Annotated in this window: 16 protein-coding genes; 6 read left to right on the top strand and 10 right to left on the bottom strand. The window is 58.6% G+C overall.

Features of this window, described 5'->3' with window-relative positions; all coding sequences use genetic code 11:
- Positions 1 to 65: 65 nt before the first annotated feature.
- The 5 genes from DKK75_RS00080 to DKK75_RS00060 all read left to right on the top strand — a co-directional run bounded on the left by DKK75_RS00080 (position 66) and on the right by DKK75_RS00060 (position 9,004).
- A complete protein-coding gene (locus DKK75_RS00080) occupies positions 66 to 1,109 on the top strand; it encodes a LacI family DNA-binding transcriptional regulator (protein WP_110451454.1) in 1,044 nt (347 codons plus the stop codon).
- 343 nt (positions 1,110 to 1,452) lie between these two features.
- Positions 1,453 to 4,440, top strand: coding sequence for a glycoside hydrolase family 3 protein (locus tag DKK75_RS00075; RefSeq protein ID WP_110451453.1), 2,988 nt, complete (start codon positions 1,453 to 1,455; stop codon positions 4,438 to 4,440).
- 245 nt (positions 4,441 to 4,685) lie between these two features.
- Complete coding sequence (locus DKK75_RS00070; RefSeq protein WP_110451452.1) at positions 4,686 to 7,115, top strand: glycoside hydrolase family 3 C-terminal domain-containing protein; 2,430 nt, start codon at positions 4,686 to 4,688, stop codon at positions 7,113 to 7,115.
- Complete coding sequence (locus tag DKK75_RS00065) at positions 7,108 to 7,779, top strand: hypothetical protein (protein WP_219997294.1); 672 nt, start codon at positions 7,108 to 7,110, stop codon at positions 7,777 to 7,779. The genes DKK75_RS00070 and DKK75_RS00065 overlap by 8 nt, the downstream gene beginning before the upstream one ends.
- Positions 7,780 to 7,954: 175 nt before the next feature.
- Positions 7,955 to 9,004: a glycosyltransferase family 2 protein gene (locus DKK75_RS00060; RefSeq protein WP_110451451.1), complete on the top strand. Its 1,050-nt coding sequence runs from the start codon at positions 7,955 to 7,957 to the stop codon at positions 9,002 to 9,004.
- Here DKK75_RS00060 and DKK75_RS00055 read toward each other — a convergent pair.
- Both DKK75_RS00055 and DKK75_RS00050 read right to left on the bottom strand, forming a co-directional pair.
- The gene (locus DKK75_RS00055; protein ID WP_110451450.1) at positions 8,968 to 10,335 is read right to left on the bottom strand and encodes a sensor histidine kinase; all 1,368 of its coding nucleotides are present in this window, start codon (positions 10,333 to 10,335) and stop codon (positions 8,968 to 8,970) included. The genes DKK75_RS00060 and DKK75_RS00055 overlap by 37 nt on opposite strands.
- Positions 10,332 to 11,042 carry a LytR/AlgR family response regulator transcription factor gene (locus tag DKK75_RS00050; RefSeq protein WP_110451449.1) on the bottom strand — a complete coding sequence of 237 codons (711 nt, stop codon included), beginning with the start codon at positions 11,040 to 11,042 and terminating at the stop codon, positions 10,332 to 10,334. Before DKK75_RS00050 ends, DKK75_RS00055 begins: the two co-directional genes overlap by 4 nt.
- 420 nt (positions 11,043 to 11,462) lie before the next feature.
- Here DKK75_RS00050 and DKK75_RS00045 point away from each other — a divergent pair, with 420 nt between their 5' ends.
- On the top strand, positions 11,463 to 12,416 hold the full coding sequence (locus tag DKK75_RS00045) for a DMT family transporter (RefSeq protein WP_110451448.1): 954 nt from the start codon (positions 11,463 to 11,465) through the stop codon (positions 12,414 to 12,416).
- Here the strand turns inward: DKK75_RS00045 and DKK75_RS00040 are convergent.
- The 8 genes from DKK75_RS00040 to dnaA form a co-directional block, all read right to left on the bottom strand.
- Complete coding sequence (locus tag DKK75_RS00040; protein WP_110451447.1) at positions 12,362 to 13,477, bottom strand: VanZ family protein; 1,116 nt, start codon at positions 13,475 to 13,477, stop codon at positions 12,362 to 12,364. The two genes, DKK75_RS00045 and DKK75_RS00040, sit on opposite strands and share 55 nt — an antisense overlap.
- Before the next feature lie 58 nt (positions 13,478 to 13,535).
- A complete protein-coding gene (locus DKK75_RS08105; protein ID WP_181414367.1) occupies positions 13,536 to 14,129 on the bottom strand; it encodes a DUF3566 domain-containing protein in 594 nt (197 codons plus the stop codon).
- Between the two features lie 103 nt (positions 14,130 to 14,232).
- Complete coding sequence (gene gyrA, locus DKK75_RS00030; protein WP_258333111.1) at positions 14,233 to 16,860, bottom strand: DNA gyrase subunit A; 2,628 nt, start codon at positions 16,858 to 16,860, stop codon at positions 14,233 to 14,235.
- 133 nt (positions 16,861 to 16,993) lie between these two features.
- Positions 16,994 to 19,033 carry a DNA topoisomerase (ATP-hydrolyzing) subunit B gene (gyrB, locus tag DKK75_RS00025; RefSeq protein WP_219997302.1) on the bottom strand — a complete coding sequence of 680 codons (2,040 nt, stop codon included), beginning with the start codon at positions 19,031 to 19,033 and terminating at the stop codon, positions 16,994 to 16,996.
- Positions 19,034 to 19,326: 293 nt separating this feature from the next.
- The gene (locus tag DKK75_RS00020) at positions 19,327 to 19,824 is read right to left on the bottom strand and encodes a DUF721 domain-containing protein (RefSeq protein ID WP_110451445.1); all 498 of its coding nucleotides are present in this window, start codon (positions 19,822 to 19,824) and stop codon (positions 19,327 to 19,329) included.
- Positions 19,821 to 21,083 carry a DNA replication/repair protein RecF gene (recF, locus tag DKK75_RS00015; RefSeq protein WP_110451444.1) on the bottom strand — a complete coding sequence of 421 codons (1,263 nt, stop codon included), beginning with the start codon at positions 21,081 to 21,083 and terminating at the stop codon, positions 19,821 to 19,823. Before recF ends, DKK75_RS00020 begins: the two co-directional genes overlap by 4 nt.
- Before the next feature lie 28 nt (positions 21,084 to 21,111).
- Positions 21,112 to 22,236 (bottom strand): DNA polymerase III subunit beta, encoded by a 1,125-nt coding sequence (gene dnaN / locus DKK75_RS00010; protein WP_110451443.1) that lies wholly within the window; start codon positions 22,234 to 22,236, stop codon positions 21,112 to 21,114.
- A gap of 414 nt (positions 22,237 to 22,650) precedes the next feature.
- Positions 22,651 to 24,396, bottom strand: a complete 1,746-nt coding sequence (dnaA, locus tag DKK75_RS00005; RefSeq protein ID WP_110451442.1) for a chromosomal replication initiator protein DnaA — start codon at positions 24,394 to 24,396, stop codon at positions 22,651 to 22,653.

Here is a 24,396-nt window from a genome sequence, read left to right as displayed (position 1 = left end):
GCAGATATGCATCCATCTCATCCGATGGTCAGACATGAGACGGGCATATGGGTATGGGAGTTGGTATGGCTAGGACGGTCGATCACAATAAACCGGCATCCATCAAAGATGTCGCTGTCCTGGCCCAGGTTTCGGTCCCCACCGTGTCCCGGTATCTGAACAGCCCAGAACGGGTCAGCAAGGAAAAACGCGACAGAATCGCCAAGGCAGTGAAACTCCTGCGCTATCGACCCAATCCCATCGCTAGAGCCTTGGTCAAGGAGCGGACCAAGACCATCGCTGTTCTATCGACAAATACCACTTTATTCGGCCAGTCTCAGACCATCTTCGGCATCGAAGAGAGAGCGCAAAAGGCAGGATACACCCTAAATATCGGTGTCCTTAGCACAGAGGCTGGCGAGCAGTCACGCCAACGCATCCAATCGATTCTGGACCAGAATCCAGCAGGCATTGTGCTCCTTGACTACGACCAAGTCAGCGACGATGCTTTCGCCTATATAAACAAGGACCTGCCCATCATTCTCATAGCCGGCAACCGGAAGCCGGATGTCACTCAAATTTCCATGCAGGAGCGCGATGGAGGGTATGCGATGACCTCCTATCTCTTAGGGCTGGGGCATAAAACCGTGTATCACGTCAGCATTCCCGGAGGCGCTGGCGGGTATAGCCGCTTGGCAGGTTGGAGATCCGCCTGCGAGGATGCCGGAGTGCCGGCGCCAGCACCCATAAAGGCTGATTGGGATCCTGATTCCGGCAAACGCATAGGGGCGGCATTGGGAAGGAAGCCTGACGTAACCGCCATCTTCGCCGGCAATGACGAGATCGGCATGGGCATCATCCGTGGACTTAACGATGTGGGCCGTCGGGTGCCCGAAGATGTATCAGTAGCAGGCTTCGACGACCATCCTATCGCCAAGATATGGAACCCCTCTCTGACGACGATCCACCAGGATTTCTTCAAGGCAGGGGAAAAGGCCTTTGATCTACTGAAAACGGAAATCGACGACATTGATCAAGGACGCGGCCGGACTGCTGACTGGAACAAGCTGGTGGAGCTGCCAGGCCACCTGATCGAACGCGAATCGACCGGAATCTTGAAAGCAGAGTGATTTCTGGGATCAGAAAATCCGTTCCCATGACATAGGCCTTTATGAGCGCCGGATTTGCGATTCCTTCTCTAGGCGCCGGTCACATATGGCATTGCATATTCGTCAACATACATCGCAAATCAGATCAGGTTATGCGGCAAATTCGACAATTCACGCATGTACTGCCATAAAAAAGCTCATGAATGGTTGACTGGAATCGTGGCATAAAGGCGTGTCGATGCAGCTGAAGGTCGCTCGCCCACCCAGGAGGCGGATCACAGCTCAAATGCTCCGTCTACTTCGTGACCGGTCCATAGTCGTGACCGGGTGAAGCTTCGGCAGAGAACGGAAGAAAGTAGCGAACATGCTCAACATTAATCTGAGCGATGTGGTCGCCGTACTCAAGTCGCTGATTCCGCAGTTGACGGTCATCGGCGTCTTTCTGATACTGGCACTGCTGATCACAGTCGCAGTGAACAAGCACACCGTCAAAAACGTAGCCAACCGGAAGATGATCCACTCCCAGTCCTGGCTGGTGGCCTTCGTAGCTGTCGTTGTGGCTCTGGCGACCATGCTTCTGGGACCCCTGTCCAACCTGATCACCAAGTCCACCAGCAAACATGAGCTACAGCCTGCGACGGTGACTGCAGCCAGGAATTTGGCCAAGAATATCCAACGCGAGTCAATCACCCTGCTGCAGAACACCGATCATGCGTTACCTCTGGAAGAGCAGAAGGTCAACGTCTTCGGCTGGGCCTCGACCAACCCCGTCTACGGCGGCACAGGATCCGGCTCCATGTCGGCCGATAATCCCACCACCAGCCTGCTTGACGGTCTTCACCAGTCAGGTTTGAAGACCAACATCGAGCTGTCCGACTTCTACAAGCACTACCGTGCCGACCGACCGACCGTAGGCATGTTCGCCCAGGATTGGACACTGCCGGAACCAGACGCTACAAAATATTCCAAGAAGCTCATGGACAATGCTGCGCACTTCTCCGATACCGCCATCGTCGTCATCGGCAGAGTCGGCGGAGAAGGTGCCGATCTTCCGATGAACATGAAAGCCAAGGGCATCACTTACCATGACAACGATAAATCTGCTCCCGATTTCAAAAACGGCCAGAGCTTCTTGGAGTTGTCCAAGCCCGAGAAGGACATGATCGCCAAAGTTACCGGTACTTTCGACAAAGTCGTTCTGGTCTACAATGGCGCGAATGCGTTCAATCTGAACTTTGTGGGTCAATATCCCCAGATCAAGTCCGTCCTCTGGTGCCCGCCCCCGGGGCAAGCTGGATTTACGGCTTTGGGCGAAGTAATCAAAGGCACAACCAACCCTTCGGGAAGGACTTCAGACACTTTCGTGCGCGACCTGAGCGCAACACCGACTTATCATAATTTTGGTTCATTCACATATACCAACATGGATGACCATCAGGCTACCTACACCGGATTCACTGGCAAGCCACAAACCGTTACTCCCACCTTCGTCAACTACAACGAGGGCATCTATGTCGGGTACAGGTTCTGGGAAACAGCCGCCAAAGAAGGCCTGATCAACTACGACCAGATGGTCCAGTACCCCTTCGGATATGGCCTGTCATACACGAGCTTCACCCAGCGTATGAGCCCCATCAAACACGACAACGGGAAAATCTCTTTCGATGTGACAGTAACCAACAAAGGCACAACGAGCGGCCGTGACGCAGTCGAAGTCTACTTCGATCCGCCATACACCGATGGCGGCATCGAGAAGGCCAGCGCAAACCTGATCTCCTTCAAAAAGACCAAGGTCCTAAAGCCTGGAGAGAGTCAGACCATTCCTATCTCCTTCAAGGATGAGGATATGGCCTCTTACGATGCCAACCAGGAGAAGGCCTACGTACTTGATCAGGGGAACTACGAAATCTCGATCCGCTCTGATTCCCATCGACCCATTATGTCGGACGCTATTGCAATCAATAAATCCGTCATCTACAACCAGAGCAATCCACGTTCAGTCGATAAGGTCGCGGCAACCAATCATTTCGGCGATTTGAAAGGCAACGTGACCTACTTGTCGCGTGCTGGTCATTTTGCCAACTATGCAGAAGCCACAGCAGCGCCAAAGAGCACTGACATGCCCGAGCAAGCAAAGGCCAGGTTCCTGAATAATGACAATTATCATCCCAAGAAGCTGGATAAGGCCGATGACGCAATGCCTACAACGGGAGCCCGCAACGGCATCAGGCTTTATCAGCTGCGCAACAAGTCCTATGAAGACCCCATGTGGGAAAAGCTCCTGGACCAGCTCAGCGTCAAGGACATGGATAGCCTGATCGCTATGAGCGGGTATGGGACACAACCGGTCAAAGGCATCGGCAAGATCGAGCTAACTGATGCCGATGGACCTGCTGCGCTGAACAACAACTTCACTAAGGTCGGATCTCTGGGCTTCCCGTCTTCAACTTCCATGGCCTGCACCTGGAATCCGGACCTGGCCTCTGAATATGGCAGGATGATTGGCACCATGGCCCATGACATGGATGTTTCCGGTTGGTATGCACCAGCTTTCAACATCCACCGCAGCGCCTTTGCCGGCAGAAACTTCGAATATTTCTCAGAGGATCCGCAAATCAACGCCGTCATGGGCTCCAACGAGGTCGCCGGAGCCAAATCCAAGGGTGTCTATGCGTTCATGAAGCACTTCGCTCTAAACGAGCAGGAGACCAACCGCCTCAACATGCTAGCTACCTGGATCAATGAACAGACCATTCGCGAGATCTATCTGAAGCCCTTCCAAATGGCTGTGGTCAATGGCGGTGCTCAGGCTGCGATGAGTTCACTCAACTACATCGGCACAACCTATGCCGGAGCCTATGCGCCACTGATGAAGGAGGTGCTGCGCGGCGAATGGGGCTTCCGTGGCATGGTGCTGACCGACTACTTCGGCGTCTACGGATATCAGAACGCCGATCAGCTGATCCGCAACGGCAACGACGCTATGCTGGCTACCACGGATGTAACCAACCACGTCAAAGACAAGAGCGCCACCTCGGTCAAGGCCATGCGCCAGGCCAGCCATAACATCCTCTACACAGTCGTGCATGGATACAAGTACGCCAGCGGCGACCCGAAGGTACAGACCCCGACCTGGCAGATCGCCCTTTATGTGGCGCTTGCTGTGCTGGCTCTGATCTTCCTGGCCCTGGAGTACCTGACCTTCAGAAGATTCAAGGCACGGCGCAGCGCTGTCGATGTGAGCACGCTGAGCGACCTGGCGGACGATGCCCGACAGACCCGCGCCCAGGATCCGGCCAGCATGGAGACCACGCCGTCGGAGAATAGCCCTGACCATGGGCCAACGGCCTGATCTCCACCTCAGTTGATTTGCCCCCCGCCGGAAGGACTTATACACCTTCCGCCGGGGGGCGGATCAGCACACCTGTTGGCGTACAGACAGCGCACCCATGCCGGGAAAACAACAGGTTATGCAACCCGCCCGAACAGACCTCGGCAGTCGGCGAATAATGAAATCCAGCACCAATTCGAGGCCGATCGTGGAAGCAACGAGGGCTCCCGCCGCAGGACTAACCCCCGTCACGGAAAAGGAACACTATGGAAGTCAAGGATCTAACAGTTCTGGAACGGGCATCGCTGCTCTCCGGAAAATCCACTTGGGCGACCCGCGCCCTGAAGAGGGCAGGCATCCCGAGCATGGTCCTGAGCGACGGCCCGCATGGTCTGCGCCGCCAGACCGGATCAGGGGACAATCTGGGCATGGGCAAGTCCAAGCCCGCTACCTGCTTCCCCACAGCCGGCACCGTGGCCTGCTCATGGGATCCGGAGCTAGCCAAGACCATGGGTCAGGCGCTGGGCAACGAGGCCAGAAGCTTGGGCGTCAACATGGTCCTGGGCCCGGGCATGAACATCAAGCGCAACCCCCTGTGCGGCAGAAACTTTGAATACTATTCCGAAGACCCCCAAGTGGCCGGTCGTATGGCTGCAGGCCTGATCGAAGGCATCCAGTCCCAGGGCGTGGCCGCCACCCCCAAGCACTTTGCCATGAACAGCCAGGAGCTGCGCCGACAGGCATCCGACTCCGTAGTAGATGAGCGCACTATGCGTGAACTCTATCTGACCGGATTCGAGATCGCCGTGCGCCAGGCCCACCCCTGGGCCATCATGACCTCTTACAACATGGTCAACGGTACCTATGCCAACGAGAATGCCCACCTGCTCAAGGATATCCTGCGCAACGAGTGGGGCTTCGACGGAATGGTGGTCTCGGATTGGGGCGGCTCCAACAGTGCTGTCGCCGCAGCTGCCAATGGCTCCTCCCTTGAAATGCCTCAGGCCGGATACGACTCCGTCCGCCAGATAGCCAAAGCCGTGCAGGAGGGCAGCCTGGACGAAACCGACCTGAATGCCCGGGCCGAAGAGGTAGCGCAATTGGCCAAGCTGACCTACCACGCCGACATGGACTCCGATGGGAGCCTGACCACGGACCAGATACAGGACCACCATCAGGTGGCAAGGAGCATCGCCGAAGGATCCGCGGTTCTTCTGGCCAACCAGAAGGGATGCCTGCCACTGGCCGCCGGCACCCGGGTCGCCCTGGTCGGGGATATGGCCGAGACTCCAAGGTTCCAAGGATCCGGATCTTCCAAGGTCAACGCAGCCAAGCAGGAAAGCATGCTGGATCTGCTCAGGCAGGGCAACGGCGACGGATTGGAGCTGGCCTCCTACAGCCAGGGCTACGAACGCCATGGCGAGAAGAACCGGTCTTTGATCGACCAGGCCGTGGCTGCGGCTGGCCAAGCTGACGTGATTGTCGCCTGCGTAGGCCTGGATGAGCGCAGCGAGTCAGAGGGCCTAGACCGTTCCCACATGGACATTCCCGGCAACCAGGTCGACCTGATCAAGGCCCTGGGCGCAACGGACAAGCCCCTGGTGGTCGTCCTGGTGGCGGGCTCCCCCGTCACCACCGACTGGTTCGATCAGTGCGATGCCGTGCTCTACATAGGACTGTCCGGACAGGCTGGGGCCTCAGCCACCCTGAACATACTGACGGGTCGGGTCAACCCCTCCGGCCACCTGGCTGAAACCTGGCCCAAGTCCTACGCCGACTGCCCCAGCGCCGACTGGTACCCAGACCCTGCGCACGAGTCGATCTATCGGGAGGGCCCCTTCGTCGGCTACCGCTATTACCTGACCGCCGACGTAGAGGAACGCTTCCCCTTCGGATACGGCCTGTCCTATGCACACTTCACCTACGCCGATCTGTCCGTGGACGACGAGGGGGTCACCTTCACTCTGACCAACGACTCGGACAGACAGGGGGCCACTGTCCCCCAGCTCTACGTCCAGGCGCCCAAGGGTGGTGTGCTCAGGCCAGTCCGCGAGCTGAAGGGCTTCAAGAAAGTCAGCCTGGAGTCCGGTCAATCAACCCAGGTCCGCATCGACTTTGATCAGACGACTTTCCGGCACTTCGACACAGCCAGCAACTCCTGGCAGGTCGAGTCCGGCGACTGGACCATCATGATCGGGTCTGACGCCCGCAACATGGAGCTGAGCGAGCATCTGACGGTCCAGGGCACCGTCGATTCGCAGAGTCCCGACCCTGCTCTGGGCGCCTACCTGACCGGCCGAGTCAAGGATGTCGACGATGCCGCCCTAGCGGCCCTCTTCGGCCATCCGGTGGTCCGACAGGGCGCCGTCAGCACCTTCGGGGTCAACGACCCGCTCTCATCCTGGAAGGACTCCAGAAGCGCCCTGGCACGGTTCGTGGCCAGCTTCCTGACCAAGAGCGAGAGACGCCACGAAGCCAAGACCGGCAATCCCGACCTGAACACCCTCTTCCTGCTCAACATGCCCCCCAGAGCTATGGCCAAGATGACCAACGGGCTGATCGACACGGCCATGGTCGAGGCCATCGTGCGCATCCCCAATGGCCATCTATGGCGGGGACTGGGCGGATTCATCGCCGGATTCTTCAGGAACATGTCCGCCAACCACAGGACCGGAAAGGAGCTCAATCATGAGTGATCAGCACAGCCAGCAGGCCGGACAGCCGACCCAGGGGAAGGCGACGACGGCCTCGCAGTGGGCGATCGTCCGCTGGTGGCGCCGGTTCAGCGATCGGCACACCACTCTGGCCCAGTTCATCGTCTTCTTCATCCTGTCCAACGGGGTCACCGTCCTGCAGCTGGTGCTCATGCCCGTGCTCAAGGCCATCTTCAACGGGACTTCCCTGGTGGGCACCAACTTTCAGATCTGGCGCATGGGTACCGTCGGCGGCAAACCCTACTACTTGTTCGACTACGCGGCCGGATCCATCGGCCATGGCGGCGGAGGCGGCCTGGCCTACTTCCTTGCTGTGGAGATCACCCTGCTGATCGCCCAGATCATCAATTTCTTCCTCCAGCGCAACATTACCTTCAAGTCCAATTCATCGGTCTGGAAGGCGGCTTTCTGGTACCTGGTAGCTTACGTGATCATCACCATCATCGCAGCGGCGCTGCAGGGCTGGTACAAGGACCCTATCTATGGCTTCTTCCAGCACACCCTGAACTGGGGCAGCCTAGGGACCACCATTGCTGATCTGGTCACCATGATCATCAACTCGGCCATCTCCTTCTGGGTCTTCTTCCCCATCTTCAAGGTCATCTTCCGCCAAGAACCCACAGAGTCCGAGGCCATCGACCAGTAAAATTCCGGCCCTGATTCCCTGACTGCCAATGAACCGGCATACATCGGCAGCCAGAGGGGCGGGGCCTTTCCTTCAGACCAATCATGTACAGTGGTCTCATACCACGGCCGCCGGCGGAATTACGGCAACCCCGCCGACATACCCGCCGACCCATTCTTTTGCGAAGTGATCGTTCATGACAGCTGACCGACCGGCCTCCACAAGCCCACCTGTTCTCACTTTTATCGTGCCTGCCTATAACATGGCCCAGCATCTGCCGACCTGCCTGGATTCGCTCCTGAGCCGAGAGGGAGACGATCTGGAGATCATCGTGGTCGATGACGGATCCACAGATGCCACAGCGCAGGTGGCGCAGTCATACCGGACACGCCATCCGCACACTGTCCGTCTGATCAGCCAGAGCAACAAGGGCCATGGCGGCGCAGTCAACACCGGCCTGGCAGCCACCCGGGGCTGCTACGTCAAAGTGGTCGATGCCGACGACTGGGTGGACCCGACCTCTTTGAGTCTGGTTCTGGACCAGCTGCGCGACCAGTCGCGACGTACGAATCCGGTGGACATGGTAGTCACCAACTACGTCTATGAAAAGGAAGGCCGCAAGCATAAGCGGGTCATCAACTTCCGCAGCGTCATGGACCCGGGGCAGGTGCTGGACTGGAACCATCTGCGGCGGTTCGGGCTGGCCCAGTACATGATCATGCATGCCCTGATTCTGCGAACCGAGGTACTCCGCCAGGCTCATACCCGTCTGCCCGAGCACACCTATTACGTGGACTTCATCTACTCCTATCAGCCTCTGCCCTGGGTGCACACCCTGCTCTACCTGGACACGAATTTCTACCGTTACCACACCGGGCGCCAAGGTCAGTCGGTGCAGACCTCGATCATGATCGCCCGGGTTTCGCAACTGCTGCTTGTCAACGGGCTTATGGCGGATTCCACACCTGATCCGGGGACGGTTCCCCATGGACTTTATCGTTATATGATCCACTATCTGTCCATCAACTGCGTGGTGACCTCGGTTTTCCTGATCCTCTCTCGCAAGCCCAGCAATTATCAGAACAAGGACATGCTCTGGAGCAGGCTGGAGCACCGCTCCCCCGTCATCGCCTCCGACGTGCGCTCCACCCTGCTCTGCAGGATGATCAACATGCCAGGCAGGCCGGGCCGTCTGGCCATCCGTCTAGGTTATAAGGCTGCTGAGGCCGCCATGGGCTTCAACTGATCGCCCTCCCTCGGCAGGAGCACGCAAAGACTAAACCAGTGATGCTCAGTGCGCAGGGTCATCTCCCCCTGGTATCGGTGAGCTATATGACGGATGGACTTGACCCCGTACCCGTGCAGGCCATCGTCGGTCCTGGTCTTGGTGGTGGCCAGCTCACCATTGCCCTTCCAATTCAGGGACGAGGCGAAGTAGTTTTCAATGCGGATCACCACGAACTGTCCCCGGGCATACAGGGCCACCTTGATCAGGCGGCGGTCGGGTTCCTTGACCTTTCTCAAAGCCTCAATGGCATTGTCCAAGGCGTTGCCGAAGAGAGTGGAGACATCCATGGGCGACATCCCCTCCAAGAGCGAGCCATCGGCCACCATAGTCAGGGTGATCCCCTCTTCGGAACAGATGCGCTCCTTGATCGACATGACCACATCCAGGATAGGGCTGCCGGTGTGCTGCTGGGACCCATATCGTCCGACCGCAGCCTCGAGCTCCTCGAAGTCCTGGGACTTGTGCTCAGGATCCATCTGCGAGCGCAGGGCGGCGATCTGATGCTTGAGATCGTGGGCAAGCCTGCCCATGGCCTCCAGATTCTCCTTGGAGCGCATGTACTCCCGATGCTGGCTGTAAGCCCGAGCGTTGATTGATGCCAACTCGGCGCTGGTATGGCTCTCCCGCAGCTGTTCCTGCTGGGCATAGAGCATGGCGAACCCGCACAGGTCCACCAGGGTGCGGATGTAGAAGACCTCCAGGCCGACCCGACCGGAGAAGGGGGTGTTGGTAGAGACGAAGCTCAGGTTGGACATGGCAAAGGTGACCACCGCGATGACTGCAGCTATAAAAACGCTTCGACCCGGCACAGAAGGCTGAGCGTTAGCGAAATTGCGCCGCTCTGCCATCCAGGCCAGCAGCCCTACGCCACCGTAGATCAGCACCAGGAGGATCAGGGAGGCCGGGTCGTACAGGCTGTGGCTGGCAGGCCGCATGAAGGAGTCCAGCTGCCAGTGCAGGGAGGCGACCAGCTCAGCCAGCACAAAGGCACGAGCCAGCAAATAGGCCCCATCCAGCGCGCCCAACCCTGAAGCCAGCATGATGATGGCATACATGCAGGCCACGGCCAGGCACATGCTGATGATCCAGAAGGCGATCGGCAGGGTGCCAGCCCAGTACTGAACTACGATCAGCACTGCCAGACCAGGCAGAAGGACCGATGCCATCCGCAAACGAGAGGCTCTCGGACCGATGGCCAACAGGTAGACCAGACAACCTAGCCACTCGCTGATGGCCGTATAGAGCCGGGGAATATCGGGCAGGGCGTTGAGGATGTGGGTGGCTGTCATGGCCGACCTGCCACGTAAGCAGTAAGAGCCGTCATAAAAGACTTCTTGCGGGGTCGACTGACCCGCAGCCGCTGACCGGTGGACATAATGCAGTCCTGGTCTTCCATGCCCGTTACATGGGCCAGATTGACCAGATAGCAGGAGTTGGAGCGGAAGAATCCCCGCTGGTCCAGCTGGCCCTCCAGACTCTTCAGAGTGCTGTTCGTAGTCAGTGAGGAATCCAAGGTGTGGATGACGCTGCTGTGGCGGACGGATTCGATGAAGACGATGTCCTTGAGAGGGATCCGGGTGGATCGGGCGCCCTCGGTAATCAGAATGGACAGATCCACGCGGCCGCACACCTGAGCGATGGATCGATCCAGCTCCTGGGAGAAGGCGAACCAAGGCAAGGGCTTGAGCAGATATGACAGAGCACCGACCTCATAGCCGTTGATGGCGTACTGGGGGGCGGAAGTGATGAAGACGATGACCACGGACTCGTCACGGGCGCGTACCCTGCGAGCTACTTCGATCCCGTCCATGGGGGTCATCTGAATATCCAGAAGAAGGATGTCGTACACAGGCCGGTATCCATCTGCGAAAGCCTTGCCATCGGTGAAGACGCTGACTGTCAGTTCTTCCTGACGCTCCTTGCGATAACGACTCAGGTAATTGACCATGGTCCGACAGCTGATGGAATCGTCATCCACCACTGCGATTCTGATCATCCTGGTGCACACTCCTTAACCCGTCGGCCAAGGACTCGTGGCCGCCGTTATCACCGTTCTTCCATGATATCGGAGATGTCCGCATGGCAGACCCTGATTACCCAAAGTCGAACGCAAACAAACTGCGATCCACAGCCCGATTTCAGTGGTCTTCAACCACACGTATGCGCTAGAAAACCTTTACCTTGCCATGATGGGCTGGTTTGAGAAAAGCGAACAACATGGCTTGCACTGCTCGCTTTTTCTTTTACGATCGGCCGGTCTGCACGCCTACGTGCACAGACTGGAAATATGGTGCTGCCTGAGTCCAGATGCCATCTTCGTGGCATAAGTCAGCGCAGAGTCCAACAGTCGAATGGACGGATGGCGGGTTTTGCGAATCGAGTCTCACTTGTGGACGGGCACGATTAGAGTCAAAACATGTCTACCTTCGCACCCTCTTCGTCCTGGAAACCCTCCACCTGGCTAGCTCGTCTGATGCTGCTGATGGCCGCCGCCGCCTGGGGAGCCGGATACACTTTCGAAAAGGTTGCCATGGAGACCTTGACCGTGCGTTGGCTGATGGGCATTCGTATTCTGTGTGCCATCGTCATCATGACGCCCTTTTTGCTGCCACGGCTGCGCAGAACCGGGGCCATACACACCCTGGTCCCTGGTTTGATCCTGGGGGTCAGCTACTGGGCGGCCTTCAGTCTGCAGATGATGGGGCTGACCACCATCGCTCCAGGCCGCAACTCCTTTCTTACGGCGACCTACTGCATCTTTGTGCCCTTCCTGGTCTGGATCCTGGCACGTCGACGGCCGGCCCTGCGCCACTTCGTCGCGGCTGCCATCTGCATTCTGGGTGTGTCTCTGATCTCATTGCCGGCTCACGGCGGGGGACAGGGGCTGTCTTTGAGCACTGGTGACCTGCTGACTCTGGCCGGCGCCCTGCTCTATGGCGTCAACCTGGTCATCACCGGTTTCCTGACCAAGAAGTTCGATGCCCCCACGCTGACCTATCTGGAGCTGCTTTTCGGCGGTATCCTCTTCCTGGTCTGCGCGCTGATCTTCGATCCCCTGCCCAGCGCGGCCGACTTCACGCCTTCGACCCTGGGCTCCATGATGTATCTGACGCTGATCTCAACCCTGATGGCCCAGAACTTCCAAAATATTGCCTTTTCCAGGGTTCCTGCCGCCCAAGGCTCGCTGATCCTGTGCTCGGAGAGCCTGTTCGGGATGCTGGTCTCGGTCCTGGTCCTGCACGAAGAGCTGACGGCAACCCATTTGCTGGGCTTCGCCATCATCTTCTCCGCAATCATCCTGTCCGAGGTCAGGCTTCACCCCCGCCGGTCGACGGCGGATTCCTCTGCACCTATATCTTCCTCTCGGTAGGCTGTCCCAGGCAAGAGGTCGTAGGGCATCTGCCGCTTGATCAGATAGAAGACCAGCAGGAGCAGAGCCAGGATGCGCGTTGCAATCTGAACGCTGCCGGTCCAAGGGCCGAAGACGGCTAGGATGACTGCAGTCCTGAACAGATAGAAGAGGAAGCGGGACCACCCATGCCGCTGCTTGGTCTCAATTGTCATGTGAGTGAAGGTGGCGCCCAGTGTCCGTCCACGACGGGGCAGGGGGATGAGCAGTTCGAAAATCAGCAGCATGGCCAGATTCACCACAGTTCCGAACGCATCCAAAGCGGATGGGGAGATCAGCAACCCGCCAAAGCGGTAGTGGCCATCCAGCTGATAGGTGCCCAGGCGATGGATCGCATAGGTCACGCCCATCCCCAAAGACATGGACAGGATGGTGGCCAGGAGCAGATCCAGAGCCAGGGAAACGGCACGGTGTATGAACCCTGGGTTGGTGACCAGCTGAGCGGCGTCAGCCTGACGGGTGGGAACCAGTTTGTTGGCCACCATGGCCACCAGGTAGCCAATTATGGCGCCTGAAGTATTCCAAATCAGGTCGTCCACGTCAAAGAGTCGGTAGGCGCAGCCCACGATGCCGAAAACCCCGGTCAGCTGGGCCGTCTCGATGAAGAGGGAGACCAGGAGAGCGACCGGCAGAGCCAGGATGAAGCGCCAGCGGAAGACCCGACCCATAATGAAGCCCAGAGGCAAGAAGAAAGCCACATTGAGCAGGATCTGCAGCAGGGCCATCCGCCCGCCTGTGCTCAGGTCGGTGAGGAACTGCAGCGGGTTGAGCTGGGGATTTAAATGATGGGTGGCGCAGAAGGCGGCACGGTCGTCTGGCATAGGCCAGAGGGTGAAGAAGACCAAGGCCAGCAGGTATAATACGGTCAGATAGGCTGCCATGGCTGCTGTCAGTCGAAGCCGGTGATAACGGTTGTAGATCAGGGCAAGAATGGGCAGGGTCAGGATCAGCGAAGCCAGGGGCCAAAAGACCAAAGATATGCCGAAGGATCCGCTGAAGTAGTCCAAGTATGTCGAGAGCACAATCCCAGTCTAAATCGCTCTCGGTTCTATCGACCGATTGACTGCGCTGACGAAGAGCTCAGTCGTCGCCCAAGGTCACGTGGATGCCACCCACCAGGGAGCTGACCAGGTTGTAGAGGAAGGCGAAAATGGTGACCAGAACCACTACTATGACAATCTCAAAAATAGAGAAGATGGTCACCGAACTCAGAACCGTCCCTAGGCTCAGCACTTGGCCCAGGTCGAAGCCGCCCGCATCCAGGCCCGTCTTGGAGATGACTTGGGTCAGATTATCAAAGAGCCCCATGGCGTTGAGCAGGAACCAGAGCAGGGCAGCGGCCACCACCTGAATGATGCCCCCGGCGATGGCCAGCAGGAAGGTGACTTTAGCTACTGACCAAGGCTCCAGCCGGGTCAGGGACAGCTGCATACGCCGGGCCCGGGGCACATGGGGACGTGTATCCGAGGATACCTTGACAGGATCGGCAGCCGAAGCTGTGGCTCTTAGAGAACGTCTAGATGTCGTTCTGCTGGCTGCAGAAGTTGGAGGAGTGGCCGGTGAAGAAGACCGAAGGGACTTCTGTGCGGATTCATCGGCCTTGGTCTTCCCCTTCTGGGGCTTTCTGACACCTTGATTGCCGGCCTTGACCTGCTTCTGATCATCCTGGCTCATCGGCACTCCTTGATCCTTGCTTTCAATGGCCCGCGCCTACCGCCGCTAGACCTGCATGACTTCTTACGAGGCTATCAGTCTTGTCAGACTGATAGCGGACCACTCAGTCCCCTTGAGCCAGGCTCTGACCGTCGCCGGTTCCGGTGGTGGCGATGGGCTGATCCTTGGCCGCTAGGGGAGCTGCGGAAGCCAGGTCGGTCTGACTGGCATCCTCCTCCTGATCGTCACGCTCGGCATTGCGGGCGATGGAGAGAATCTCGTCGCCCTTGTCAGGCTTGGCCAGGGTTACCCCTTGGGTGTTGCGTCCGGTTCGCTTGACCTCGGCCACATCGGAGCGGATGACCTTGCCGGACTTCATGATGGCCATGATCTGATCGTCCTCGTTCACCACCAAGGCGCCAACCAGAGAACCACGGCCTTCGACCATGGCAATAGCCTTGACTCCATAACCGTTGCGGCCCTGCAGGCGGTACTCGCTCAGAGCGGTTCGCTTGGCGAATCCCTCGTCGGTGACCACCAGCAGGTCATCCTCGGACTCCTTGGCGATCACATCCATGCTCAGCAGCTCATCACCGGGACGGAACCGCATGCCCTGAACTCCTGAAGTCTGCCGTCCCATGGGTCGCAGGGTGGAGTCGTCGGCCGGGAAACGCACGCTCATGCCCTTGCGGGAGACCAGGATGATCTCGTCATCGGCATTGCAGAGGGCAGCACCCACCAGCTCGTCGCTCTGAGGCACCTCATGCCCGTCTTCGTCTGTGACTGTACCCAGCTCCATCAGCCGCACGGCGATCAGACCACCTTGACGGGGCGAATCATACTCGGCCAGACGGGTCTTCTTGACCCGCCCGGTCCGGGTCGCCAGAACCAGATAGTCGGCATCGTCGTAGCCATGCAGGGAAAGGACCTGTTCGATCCGCTCGCCCGGGCCCAGCTGCAGCAGATTGGCCACATGCTGTCCCTTGGAGTCGCGGGAACCCTCAGGCAGCTCATAAGCCTTGAGCCGGTACACCCGGCCCTTGTTGGTAAAGAAGAGCAGCCAGTTGTGGGTGCTGGTCAGGAAGAAGTGATCCACCACATCGTCCTCGCGCAGCCTGGCCCCGCGGATGCCCTTTCCGCCGCGGTGCTGCGCCCGGTACTCGTCAGCCTTGGTTCGCTTGACGAAACCGGAGTGGGTAACAGTGACCACCACTTGTTCGTCGGCGATCAGATCCTCAACGTTCATTTCACCCGAATAGGGAACGATACGGGTACGCCGTTCATCACCGTACTTGTCGACGATCTCATCCAACTCGTCGCCCACGATGGTGCGCTGGCGCTCGGGGTGAGCCAGAATGTCGTTATAGTCGGCAATCTTGCGCATGAGATCCTCGTGCTCGTCCAGGATCTTCTGCCGTTCCAGGGCAGCCAGACGGCGTAGCTGCATGGCCAGGATGGCATCGGCCTGAACCTCGTCCACGTCCAGCAGCTCCATCAGGCCGGTGCGGGCTGTCTCTACATCCTTGGAGGCACGAATCAGCGCAATGACCTGGTCGATCATGTCCAGGGCCTTCAGATACCCCTGCAGGATATGGTCGCGATCCTCGGCTTCCCGCTTCAGGTAGCGGGTACGCCGCTCGACCACATCAAGCTGGTGTTCCACCCAGTGGCGGATGAACGCATCCAGACTCAGAGTCCTCGGGACCCCGTCCACCAGGGCCAGCATGTTGGCCCCGAAGGTTTGCTGCAACTGGGTGTGCTTGTAGAGGTTATTGAGAACCACCTTGGGCACGGCATCACGCTTAAGGACCAGAACCAGACGCTGGCCGGTACGACCCGAGGTCTCATCGCGCATGTCGGCGATGCCCTGGATCTTGCCGTCGCGCACAGCCTCGCGGATGGAGGAGGCCAGCCGGTCGGGATTGACCTGGTAGGGCAGCTCGGTGACCACCAGGCACATCCTGCCGCGGATCTCCTCGGTATTGACCACGGCCCGCATAGTGATTAGGCCACGTCCGGTCCGATAGGCCTGTTCAATGCCCTTGTGGCCCAGAATGGTGGCGCCAGTGGGGAAGTCCGGTCCCTTGATGATGGCTATCAGAGCGTTGAGCAGTTCCTCCTTGGAGGCCTCGGGATGCTCCAGGGCCCAGTGCACACCCTTGGATATCTCGCGCAGGTTGTGCGGAGGAATGTTGGTGGCCATGCCCACGGCGATGCCTGCCGACCCGTTGACCAGCAGGTTGGGGAAGCGAGAAGGCAGAACCGTTGGTTCCTGGGTCTTGCCGTCGTAGTTGGGGATGAAGTCGACCGTATCCTTGTCGATGTCGCGCACCATCTCCATGGCCAGGGGAGCCATGCGGCACTCGGTATACCTCATGGCGGCTGCCGGGTCGTCGCCGGGGGAGCCGAAGTTGCCCTGGCCGTCCACCAGCGGGTAACGCATGGACCAGGACTGTGCTAGACGCACGATAGTGTCATAGATAGCGGAATCGCCGTGGGGATGGTACTTGCCCATGACATCGCCCACTACGCGCGAGCACTTGTTATAGCCACGGTCGGGCCGGTATCCGCCGTCGTACATGGCATAGATGACCCTGCGATGGACCGGCTTCATGCCGTCGCGGACATCGGGCAAGGCCCGCTCCACGATCACGGACAGGGCATAGGACAGGTAGGATTCCCTCATCTCCTGCTGGAGGTCAATGGGTTGAATCCGCTCGCCCTGGAGAAGACCATAATCGGTGTTGTCCATCTCCTGGGGGCTGAGCGGCTCTCGAGACCCATCAGGCAGGTTGAGGCCGTCCTGGTCCGAGCTTTTATCGTTGTTGTTATCGTCTGCCAAAATCGATCCTTAGCTCAAATGGTGAAAAGGGGAGGCTTCTGCCTCACGCGTCGATGAAGCGGGCGTCGTGGGCGTTGCGTTGGATGAACAGACGCCGGGGCTCTACCTCGTCGCCCATGAGCATGGTGAAAGTCTCGTCGGCCTGTTCGGCGTCATCAATATGGATCTTCTTGAGGATGCGGTGATCCGGATCCATGGTCGTCTCCCAGAGCTCTTGGTAGCTCATCTCGCCTAGACCCTTGTAGCGCTGGATCCCTTCCCCCTTGGGCAGCTGCCGGCCGGAGGCCTTGCCCTCGGCCAGGACCCTGTCACGTTCTGCATCGGTGTAGACGAAGCTGTGCGGTCCCTTGGTCCACTTGAGCCGGTAAAGCGGCGGCATGGCTACGTAGACGTAGCCAGCCTCGATCATAGGCCGCATGTAGCGGAAGAAGAGAGTCAGATTCAGGGTGGCTATATGGGCGCCATCCACATCAGCGTCGGCCATGATGATGACCTTGTGGTAGCGCACCTTGTCGATGTTGAAGTCCTCGCCGTATCCCCCGCCCACGGCTGTGATCAGGGATTCGATGGTGTCGGATTTCATCATGCGGTCCAGGCTGGCCCGCTCAGTGTTGAGTATCTTGCCGCGCAGGGGCAGGATGGCCTGGGTCATGGGGTTGCGGCCCTGGATGGCTGAGCCGCCTGCAGAGTCGCCCTCCACGATGAACAGCTCGCACTCCTCGGGATTGCTGGACTGGCAGTCCTTGAGCTTGTCTGGCATGCCGGCCGTCTCGAAGATGGACTTGCGCCGGGTGTTCTCGCGGGCCTTCTTGGCAGCGATCCTGGCTCGGGAGGCCTCCATGGCTTTCTGGATGATGGCCTTGGCCTCGCCGGGATGGGCGTCGAACCAGTCACTCAGCCGCTCGGTCATGACCCGCTGAACGAAGGTCTTGGCCTCGGAGTTGCCTAGCTTGGTCTTGGTCTGGCCTTCGAACTGGGGGTTGGTCAGCTTGACGGAGACTACGGCGGTCAGCCCCTCACGCACATCGTCGCCCGAGAGGTTGTCGTCCTTGTCCTTGAGGATGCTCTTGTCCCGAGCGTAGCGGTTGATCATGCTGGTCAGGGCCGCGCGGAACCCCTCTTCGTGGGTGCCGCCCTCGGTGGTCGCAATGGTATTGGCGAAGGTGTGAACCGACTCCGAGTAGGCGGTGGTCCACTGCATGGCCACTTCGGCGGAGATGCCCAGTTTCAGGTCCTCGGCCTCGAAGTCGATGACCTCGGACTCCACAGGCGTAGCCTTCCTGACCTTGACCAGGTAATCCACATAGTCCTTGATGCCATTGGCGTACTGGTAGCTGACGGACTGGCCCTTCTGCTCCGGGGTCTGCTCCTCGCCCGTCACCTCGTCGCCGGCCTGATCGTTGGGGCGCAGGTCGGTCAGGGTAATCCGCAGACCCTTGTTGAGGAAGGCCATCTGCTGAAAACGGCTGCGCAGGGTTTCGAAGTCGTAGACCGTGGTCTCGAAGATTTTGGGATCGGCCCAGAAAGTCACCGATGTGCCGGTGTTCTCTTCCGGCCCCATGGCCTGATCCTTGGACAGGGGAGCCGTGGGTTTCTGGTTGCGGAAGCTCTGATGCCAGTGGTAGCCCTGTCGGCGCACCTGGACATCGATCCGGGTGGACAGGGCGTTGACTACGGAGATGCCCACGCCGTGCAGGCCGCCCGAAACCGCGTACCCGCCGCCGCCGAACTTACCTCCGGCATGTAGCTTGGTCATGACCACTTCGACGCCGCTCTTGCCCTCGCCTGGCACTTCGTCCACAGGGATGCCACGACCGTTGTCGTCCACTCGGATGCCATTGTCGGGCAGGATGGTGACTTCAATATGATCGGCATACCCGGCCAGAGCCTCGTCAACCGAGTTATCGACGATCTCATAGACCAGATGATGCAGGCCCCTGGGGCCTGTTGATCCGATATACATGCCGGGACGGACGCGAACCGCTTCCAGCCCCTCCAGCACTTTCAGGTCGCTGGCGTCATAGTGCTCGGGGGAAAGCGAGTCATCCAACTGTGCATCGTCCAGCCGATCCTGGCCCGTCATGCCGTCATCCTGAGGCTTGTCCTCCTCTTGTTCCCGGCCCTCTTTCGGGTTCCGGGACGGGTCAGTATTGAGATCTGCCACGGATAGTCCTTTCTGCACCCCCATCGTCGGCCACTGACGACAAAGCAGCTTCCGTTCGTGGCCGAGCGGGGGGATCGAGTCATGGTCACCAGGTTCCAAATCGTCCATAAAGGGGCCTTGGAAGCGTTTGACCCTCTGACCTATAGATTACCAGCGCTAGGGGACTTTAGGCTTACAGAAAGCTGAAAAGAGAGTATTCGCCGATTATGGGTTCACCCATAGGTGTCGCGCACTCCTCGACCAGGCGGATCGAACCGCGAACGGCGAAAACTATAGTTGTGAGGACCAGTCACTCGGATCTGCTTGACCGGCATACCCAACCGCTTGACAATGGTCGCCTTGAGCTGAGGGACCAGGTAGGTCAGCTGGGTGGCCCAGACCGTGGTCTGCGCCTGGATGATCAACACGCCCTCCCGGTAGGAGACCACTCTTGAATGGGCGGCGATGCCGGGACCCACCACACTGTCCCACTGGTTGCGCAGCCGGGCCACCTTCAGATGGCTGGTCCACCCGCTCCCGGCCGCCAAGCTGGTCACCACGCCTCCAAGTTTGGCTGGGTCACGTCCAGGTTTGCCGAATGCATACCAAGCCTTACGGGAGTTGTCCTCCCGCTGCCGACGAGTGGCAGCCCGTCGCGTGCAACCCTCGAAGACTAGGGACGGCAATAGGCGCTGGTCCAGATGCAGAGTTTCAACCATGGGCGCTTTCACGACTGGTCATCCTTTTCAAACCCATTCGGCATAGCCAAGTCGCCGTGAACCGTCGCTCTGGATCGGCGCAGGTCCTGCATGGCACTGGCAATGGCCGGGTCTTGGGCAGCTGGATCGGATGGCTGCGAGGACCTCAGTCTGGAGACATCCACCAGCCTGGTACCCTGCAGAGAAGGAACGTCACTGTCGGCGGCCACAGTGATCAGCACCTGATCCTGCTGACGGGCAAAATCCAAAATCTGATCCCTGCGGTTTCTATCCAACTGGGCGAAGACATCATCCAGAATGACGATGGGCTCCAGAGCACGACGATCCTTGACTACCTGCAGCAGAGCCAGTCTCAGGGCCAGGGCCAGGGTCCACATCTCACCGTTGGAAGCAAACTCCCGGGCAGGCATGCCGTTGAGGGTGAAGACCAGATCATCGCGCTGAGGACCGATCAGATTGCTACCCCGGGCCACCTCTCCCGGGTATATCCGTTGAAAGTGACGGCTGACAGCTTCGGCGACCTCGGGTCCTGTCTGTCTATCGGGTCCGATCTCCTCCAGGGAGGGCCGGTAGATCAATCGAGCATCCTGATCAGAGCCTGCCAGCTGACCATAAAGATCGCCGAAGGGCTGATTCAAGACCTCTACTAGAGCCGCTCGTCGTCGACTCAGTTCCAGCCCGGTACGAATAAATTGCCCGGTCCAGACCTCAAGGCCGGACAGGGCGGCATCACGTCCATCACCCAAAGGGTCATGACCCGCCTGGGAGAGCTGCTTGAGCAAGGCCGCGCGCTGCCTAGCCACATGACGAAAATCCTGCCGGACTTGGAAGTAGTCGGCATCGAGCTGACTGCCGGCCTGGTCCAGCACGGCCCGCCTGGCCGCAGGCTCTCCGGAAACCATGAGCTGATCCTGCGGGCTGAAGGTTACGCAGGGCACCCGACCCACCAAGTCCCGTTGATAAAGCGAGGGGCCGCCGTTGATTCTTCCCCGATTGGCTCCCTTGGCGACAATGGTCAGCTGATAGTCGGTAGCAGTTCCGTCCTGCTCCAGTCTGGCCCTGACGGTGGCCTTGGACTGCCCACGTTCTACCAAGGGCATTGAAGATGACGTCCTATGACTGCCGCCGGTGGACAGGACCTCGATGGCCTCGACCAGGTTGGTCTTGCCCAAGCCGTTGCGACCCTCCAGAATGGTCACACCGGGCTCCAGATCGAGGACGCAATGCTCCCAGGAACGAAAGTGATCCAGAACCAGACGGGAGATGTGCACGGCGATCGTTCCTCGAACCAGCTCGGGGTCAGTTGTTGAAGCGCATGGGTACCAGCAGGTAGCGGTAGTCCATGGACTCCTCGGAGTCCTGTTCCTGCTGGCCGTTGAACTCTACGGCCTTGACCGCCGAAGTCATCTTGATGCGGACAAAGGGCTCAGCGATAGCACCCAGCCCGTCGATCAGGTAGCTTGGATTAAAAGCTACTGTAATGTCCTCACCGTCCATATCCGCCTGCAGAACCTCATGGGCCTGAGCTTCGTCCGCCGTGCCTGCGCTTAGGGTTACCTCGTTGCCGGAGAAGACCATGCGAATGGGGGCATTGCGTTCGGCCACCAGGGCCACGCGCTTGATGGCATCGATCAGATCCTGTCGGGCGATGACCGCCTGGATGGGGTATTCGTCCGAAAAAAGGCGATCCACGGCCGGAAATTCTCCGTCGATCAGCTGGGTGGTGGATATTTTTCCGGCATTTTCCACGCCCATGATGGTGGGGTTGTCAGCCTCATAATCCATGGTCACGTTCTGGTGCTCATCAAGGGAACGGGCAATGTCACGCAGTAGTGAGCCCCGGATCAGCATGGAGGCAGAGAAATCGGCATCGCGAGGAGTCCAAGTGAAACTCGAACGGGACAGCCTGAAACGGTCAGTAGCGGTCATGACCACCTTGTCACCGGTGATCTCGGTCTTTACGCTGGTCAGGACGGGGCGGCTCTCTTCTCGGGAAACAGCAACGGTGGATTGTGAGATGGACTGGATAAAGGTCTGAGCATCTACCTGGCCCATAGGTTGGGGAGCGGCAGGAAGGTCGGGATACTCGCTGTCAGGCATCAGCTGCAGGGAAAACGTGGATTTGCCCGAGGTAATGGTCATCTTGGATCCCTCGGTCGACAGATAGGTCTTCTCAGATGGCAGAGATTTGGTGATGTCTGCCAGCAGTTTGCCCAGTACCAGGGCTGTTCCGGACTCGTCGATGCCCGCTTCGATGTGGTTCCTTGCTGAAACCTCATAGTCGAAAGCAGAGAGTTTCAATGTTCCGTCAGAGGCTTCCATTCTGATGCCTGCCAGAATCGGTGAAGCTGGTCGGGAAGGGATAATGCGGGTGGTCCAAGCCACTGCATCCGAGAGTGCGGATGAATTCACTTCAACTTTCATGGGAGCCTTCTTGTCGATGAATGAACTGGATTCATTCTATCCAATCGGTCAAGCGATGTGGTTGGAGTGGGTAGATGCGATTGAGTGAGATGGTGATTATTGCATAAATATACATAGAGTCATCGTAATAAGCCCGGTGGATGGTGTGGATAAGTTCGCAAAACCTTGCAACGAGGTGGATAGACCTCAGGAGAGCGCTGTGGATAAGTGGTGAAAAGAATGTGGCTAAAAAGCCAATTTATCCACAAAAGTAGATTTTTGCTGATTTATCCACAAAATTCTAGTGGTTATTCGCTGATGATCCACCACTTGTCCCCGGAAAAGCGGTGGGTTAATCCCAAGGTTTGCCCACACTCGGGGATAAGTAGGTGGATATCTTTTTCTGCGGATCCACATAAGCGTCTGCGTGTCGTATCAATTCTGCGGTTGCTTAAGCCGGACGGTCAGCTCCATGACGTAGTTGTAGATCTCCCGTTTTTCCTGCATCTCATTGGAGATACGCGTGTAGGCATGCATGACCGTGGTGTGGTCACGACCGCCGAAAACCTCGCCGATGTCTACCAGGGACATGCTGGTCATTTCTCGAGCCAGGTACATGGCGATCTGCCGGGCTAGGGCAATGTTCTTGGTGCGCGTGCGGCCGACGATATCGTCAAAGGTGAGGTGGAAGTACTTGGCCACTTGGGAGATGATGTCAGTGGGTTTGATCTCTACGTCTGTAGAGAAGAAGTCCTGCAGGGTCTGTTCAGCCAAGGCTGTTGTTACAGGCTGATTATTGAGACTGGCCACGGCTGTGACGCGGGTCAGAGCCCCTTCGAGCTCTCGGATGTTCTCGGTGAAGCGTTCCGCTATGAGATCCAGGACCTCGTTGGGGATGCTGACTCCGTTCATGGAGGCCATCATTCGCAGGATGGCCACCCGGGTCTCTCGGTCCGGCGGCTTGACATCCACAGTCAGACCCGAGTCGAAGCGCGAGATCAGTCGCGATTCGAAGCCTTTCAGATTCTTGGGGGCCACGTCCGAGGCGATGACGATGCGCTTGTTGGCATCATGCAGGGCGTTGAAGGTATGGAAGAACTGGTCAAGGGTGGCTTCCTTGCCCCCCAGAAACTGGATGTCATCGATAAGGAGCACGTCCACCTGCCGGTAACGACGGTTGAATTCCGCGATCTGGCCCGACCCTTGGGTGGAGTTCTGCAGGGCGTCGATGAATTCGTTGGTGAATTCCTCCGAGTTGACGTATCGGACCTTGAGCGAGGGATCCTTGACCAGAGCATAGTTTCCGATGGCGTTGAGCAGATGGGTCTTGCCCAGGCCCGAACTGCCGTAGATGCACAAGGGGTTGAAGTCCTGGCCCGAGCCTTCGGCAACGGCCAAGGCCACAGTCCTCGCAAAGCGGTTGGAGTCGCCTGGGACGAAAGTGTCGAAGGTGGCGTTCTTGTTCAGGTGAGTCTGAGGGTCGCGCTCCACCCTGTTCTGACTCATGGGGAAGCGGGGCACAGTGAATGAGGAGGGCCGGGATGCGGTCCTCTCTGCCTCGTTCTGCTGGTCGGCATCATCGACTGCCGCTGACCTCATAACAGAGGAAGGTTCGGACAGTTCGGCCTGCATGTCCAAGGTCATGGGCACATAAGTGCCCTGATGAAAGTCATTGATGGAAACAACCGGGGACTTGGAGGTCGCACCATTCTCTGTCCGCCAGTCCGAGTGAGCCTCCGAGCCGGAGGATTGGTCAACGCCGGTCTGACGCTGGTAGTCGCCGTAGACATCCTGAGCGGAACTGGGAACTTGACGAAACTCGCCACTACCCGGGGCGGACCCGGTCATGGCGGATGCACGTTGGTCACTCTGCTGATCGACCGGCATCTGTTTGGCCAGTTGCTTTGGATAGACGATTTTGATAGCAGGGAACATTTCCTGGTTGGTGACCAGCTGCAGTGCGTTGAGGATAGGCTGGCTGAGCGGTCCCTGTACAGCCTCCTGGGTGGCCTTGGAGGAGACCCGCAGAACGATGGTAGTGCCGAAGACCGCCTCAGGGGTGATGTCCTCCAGCCAGCCCTTGTCCCTTGAGGTCAGCGAGCTGCTGTAGCGGAGCACCTGCAGGACCGAATCCCAGATTCTCTTAGCCTGGGCAGCGGCATCCAGCGGATCCTGCGCCAT

Source organism: Bifidobacterium asteroides (genome assembly GCF_003202695.1).
Taxonomy (GTDB): Bacteria; Actinomycetota; Actinomycetes; order Actinomycetales; family Bifidobacteriaceae; genus Bombiscardovia; species Bombiscardovia asteroides_G.
This window is presented reverse-complemented; position numbering and strand designations above follow the sequence as displayed.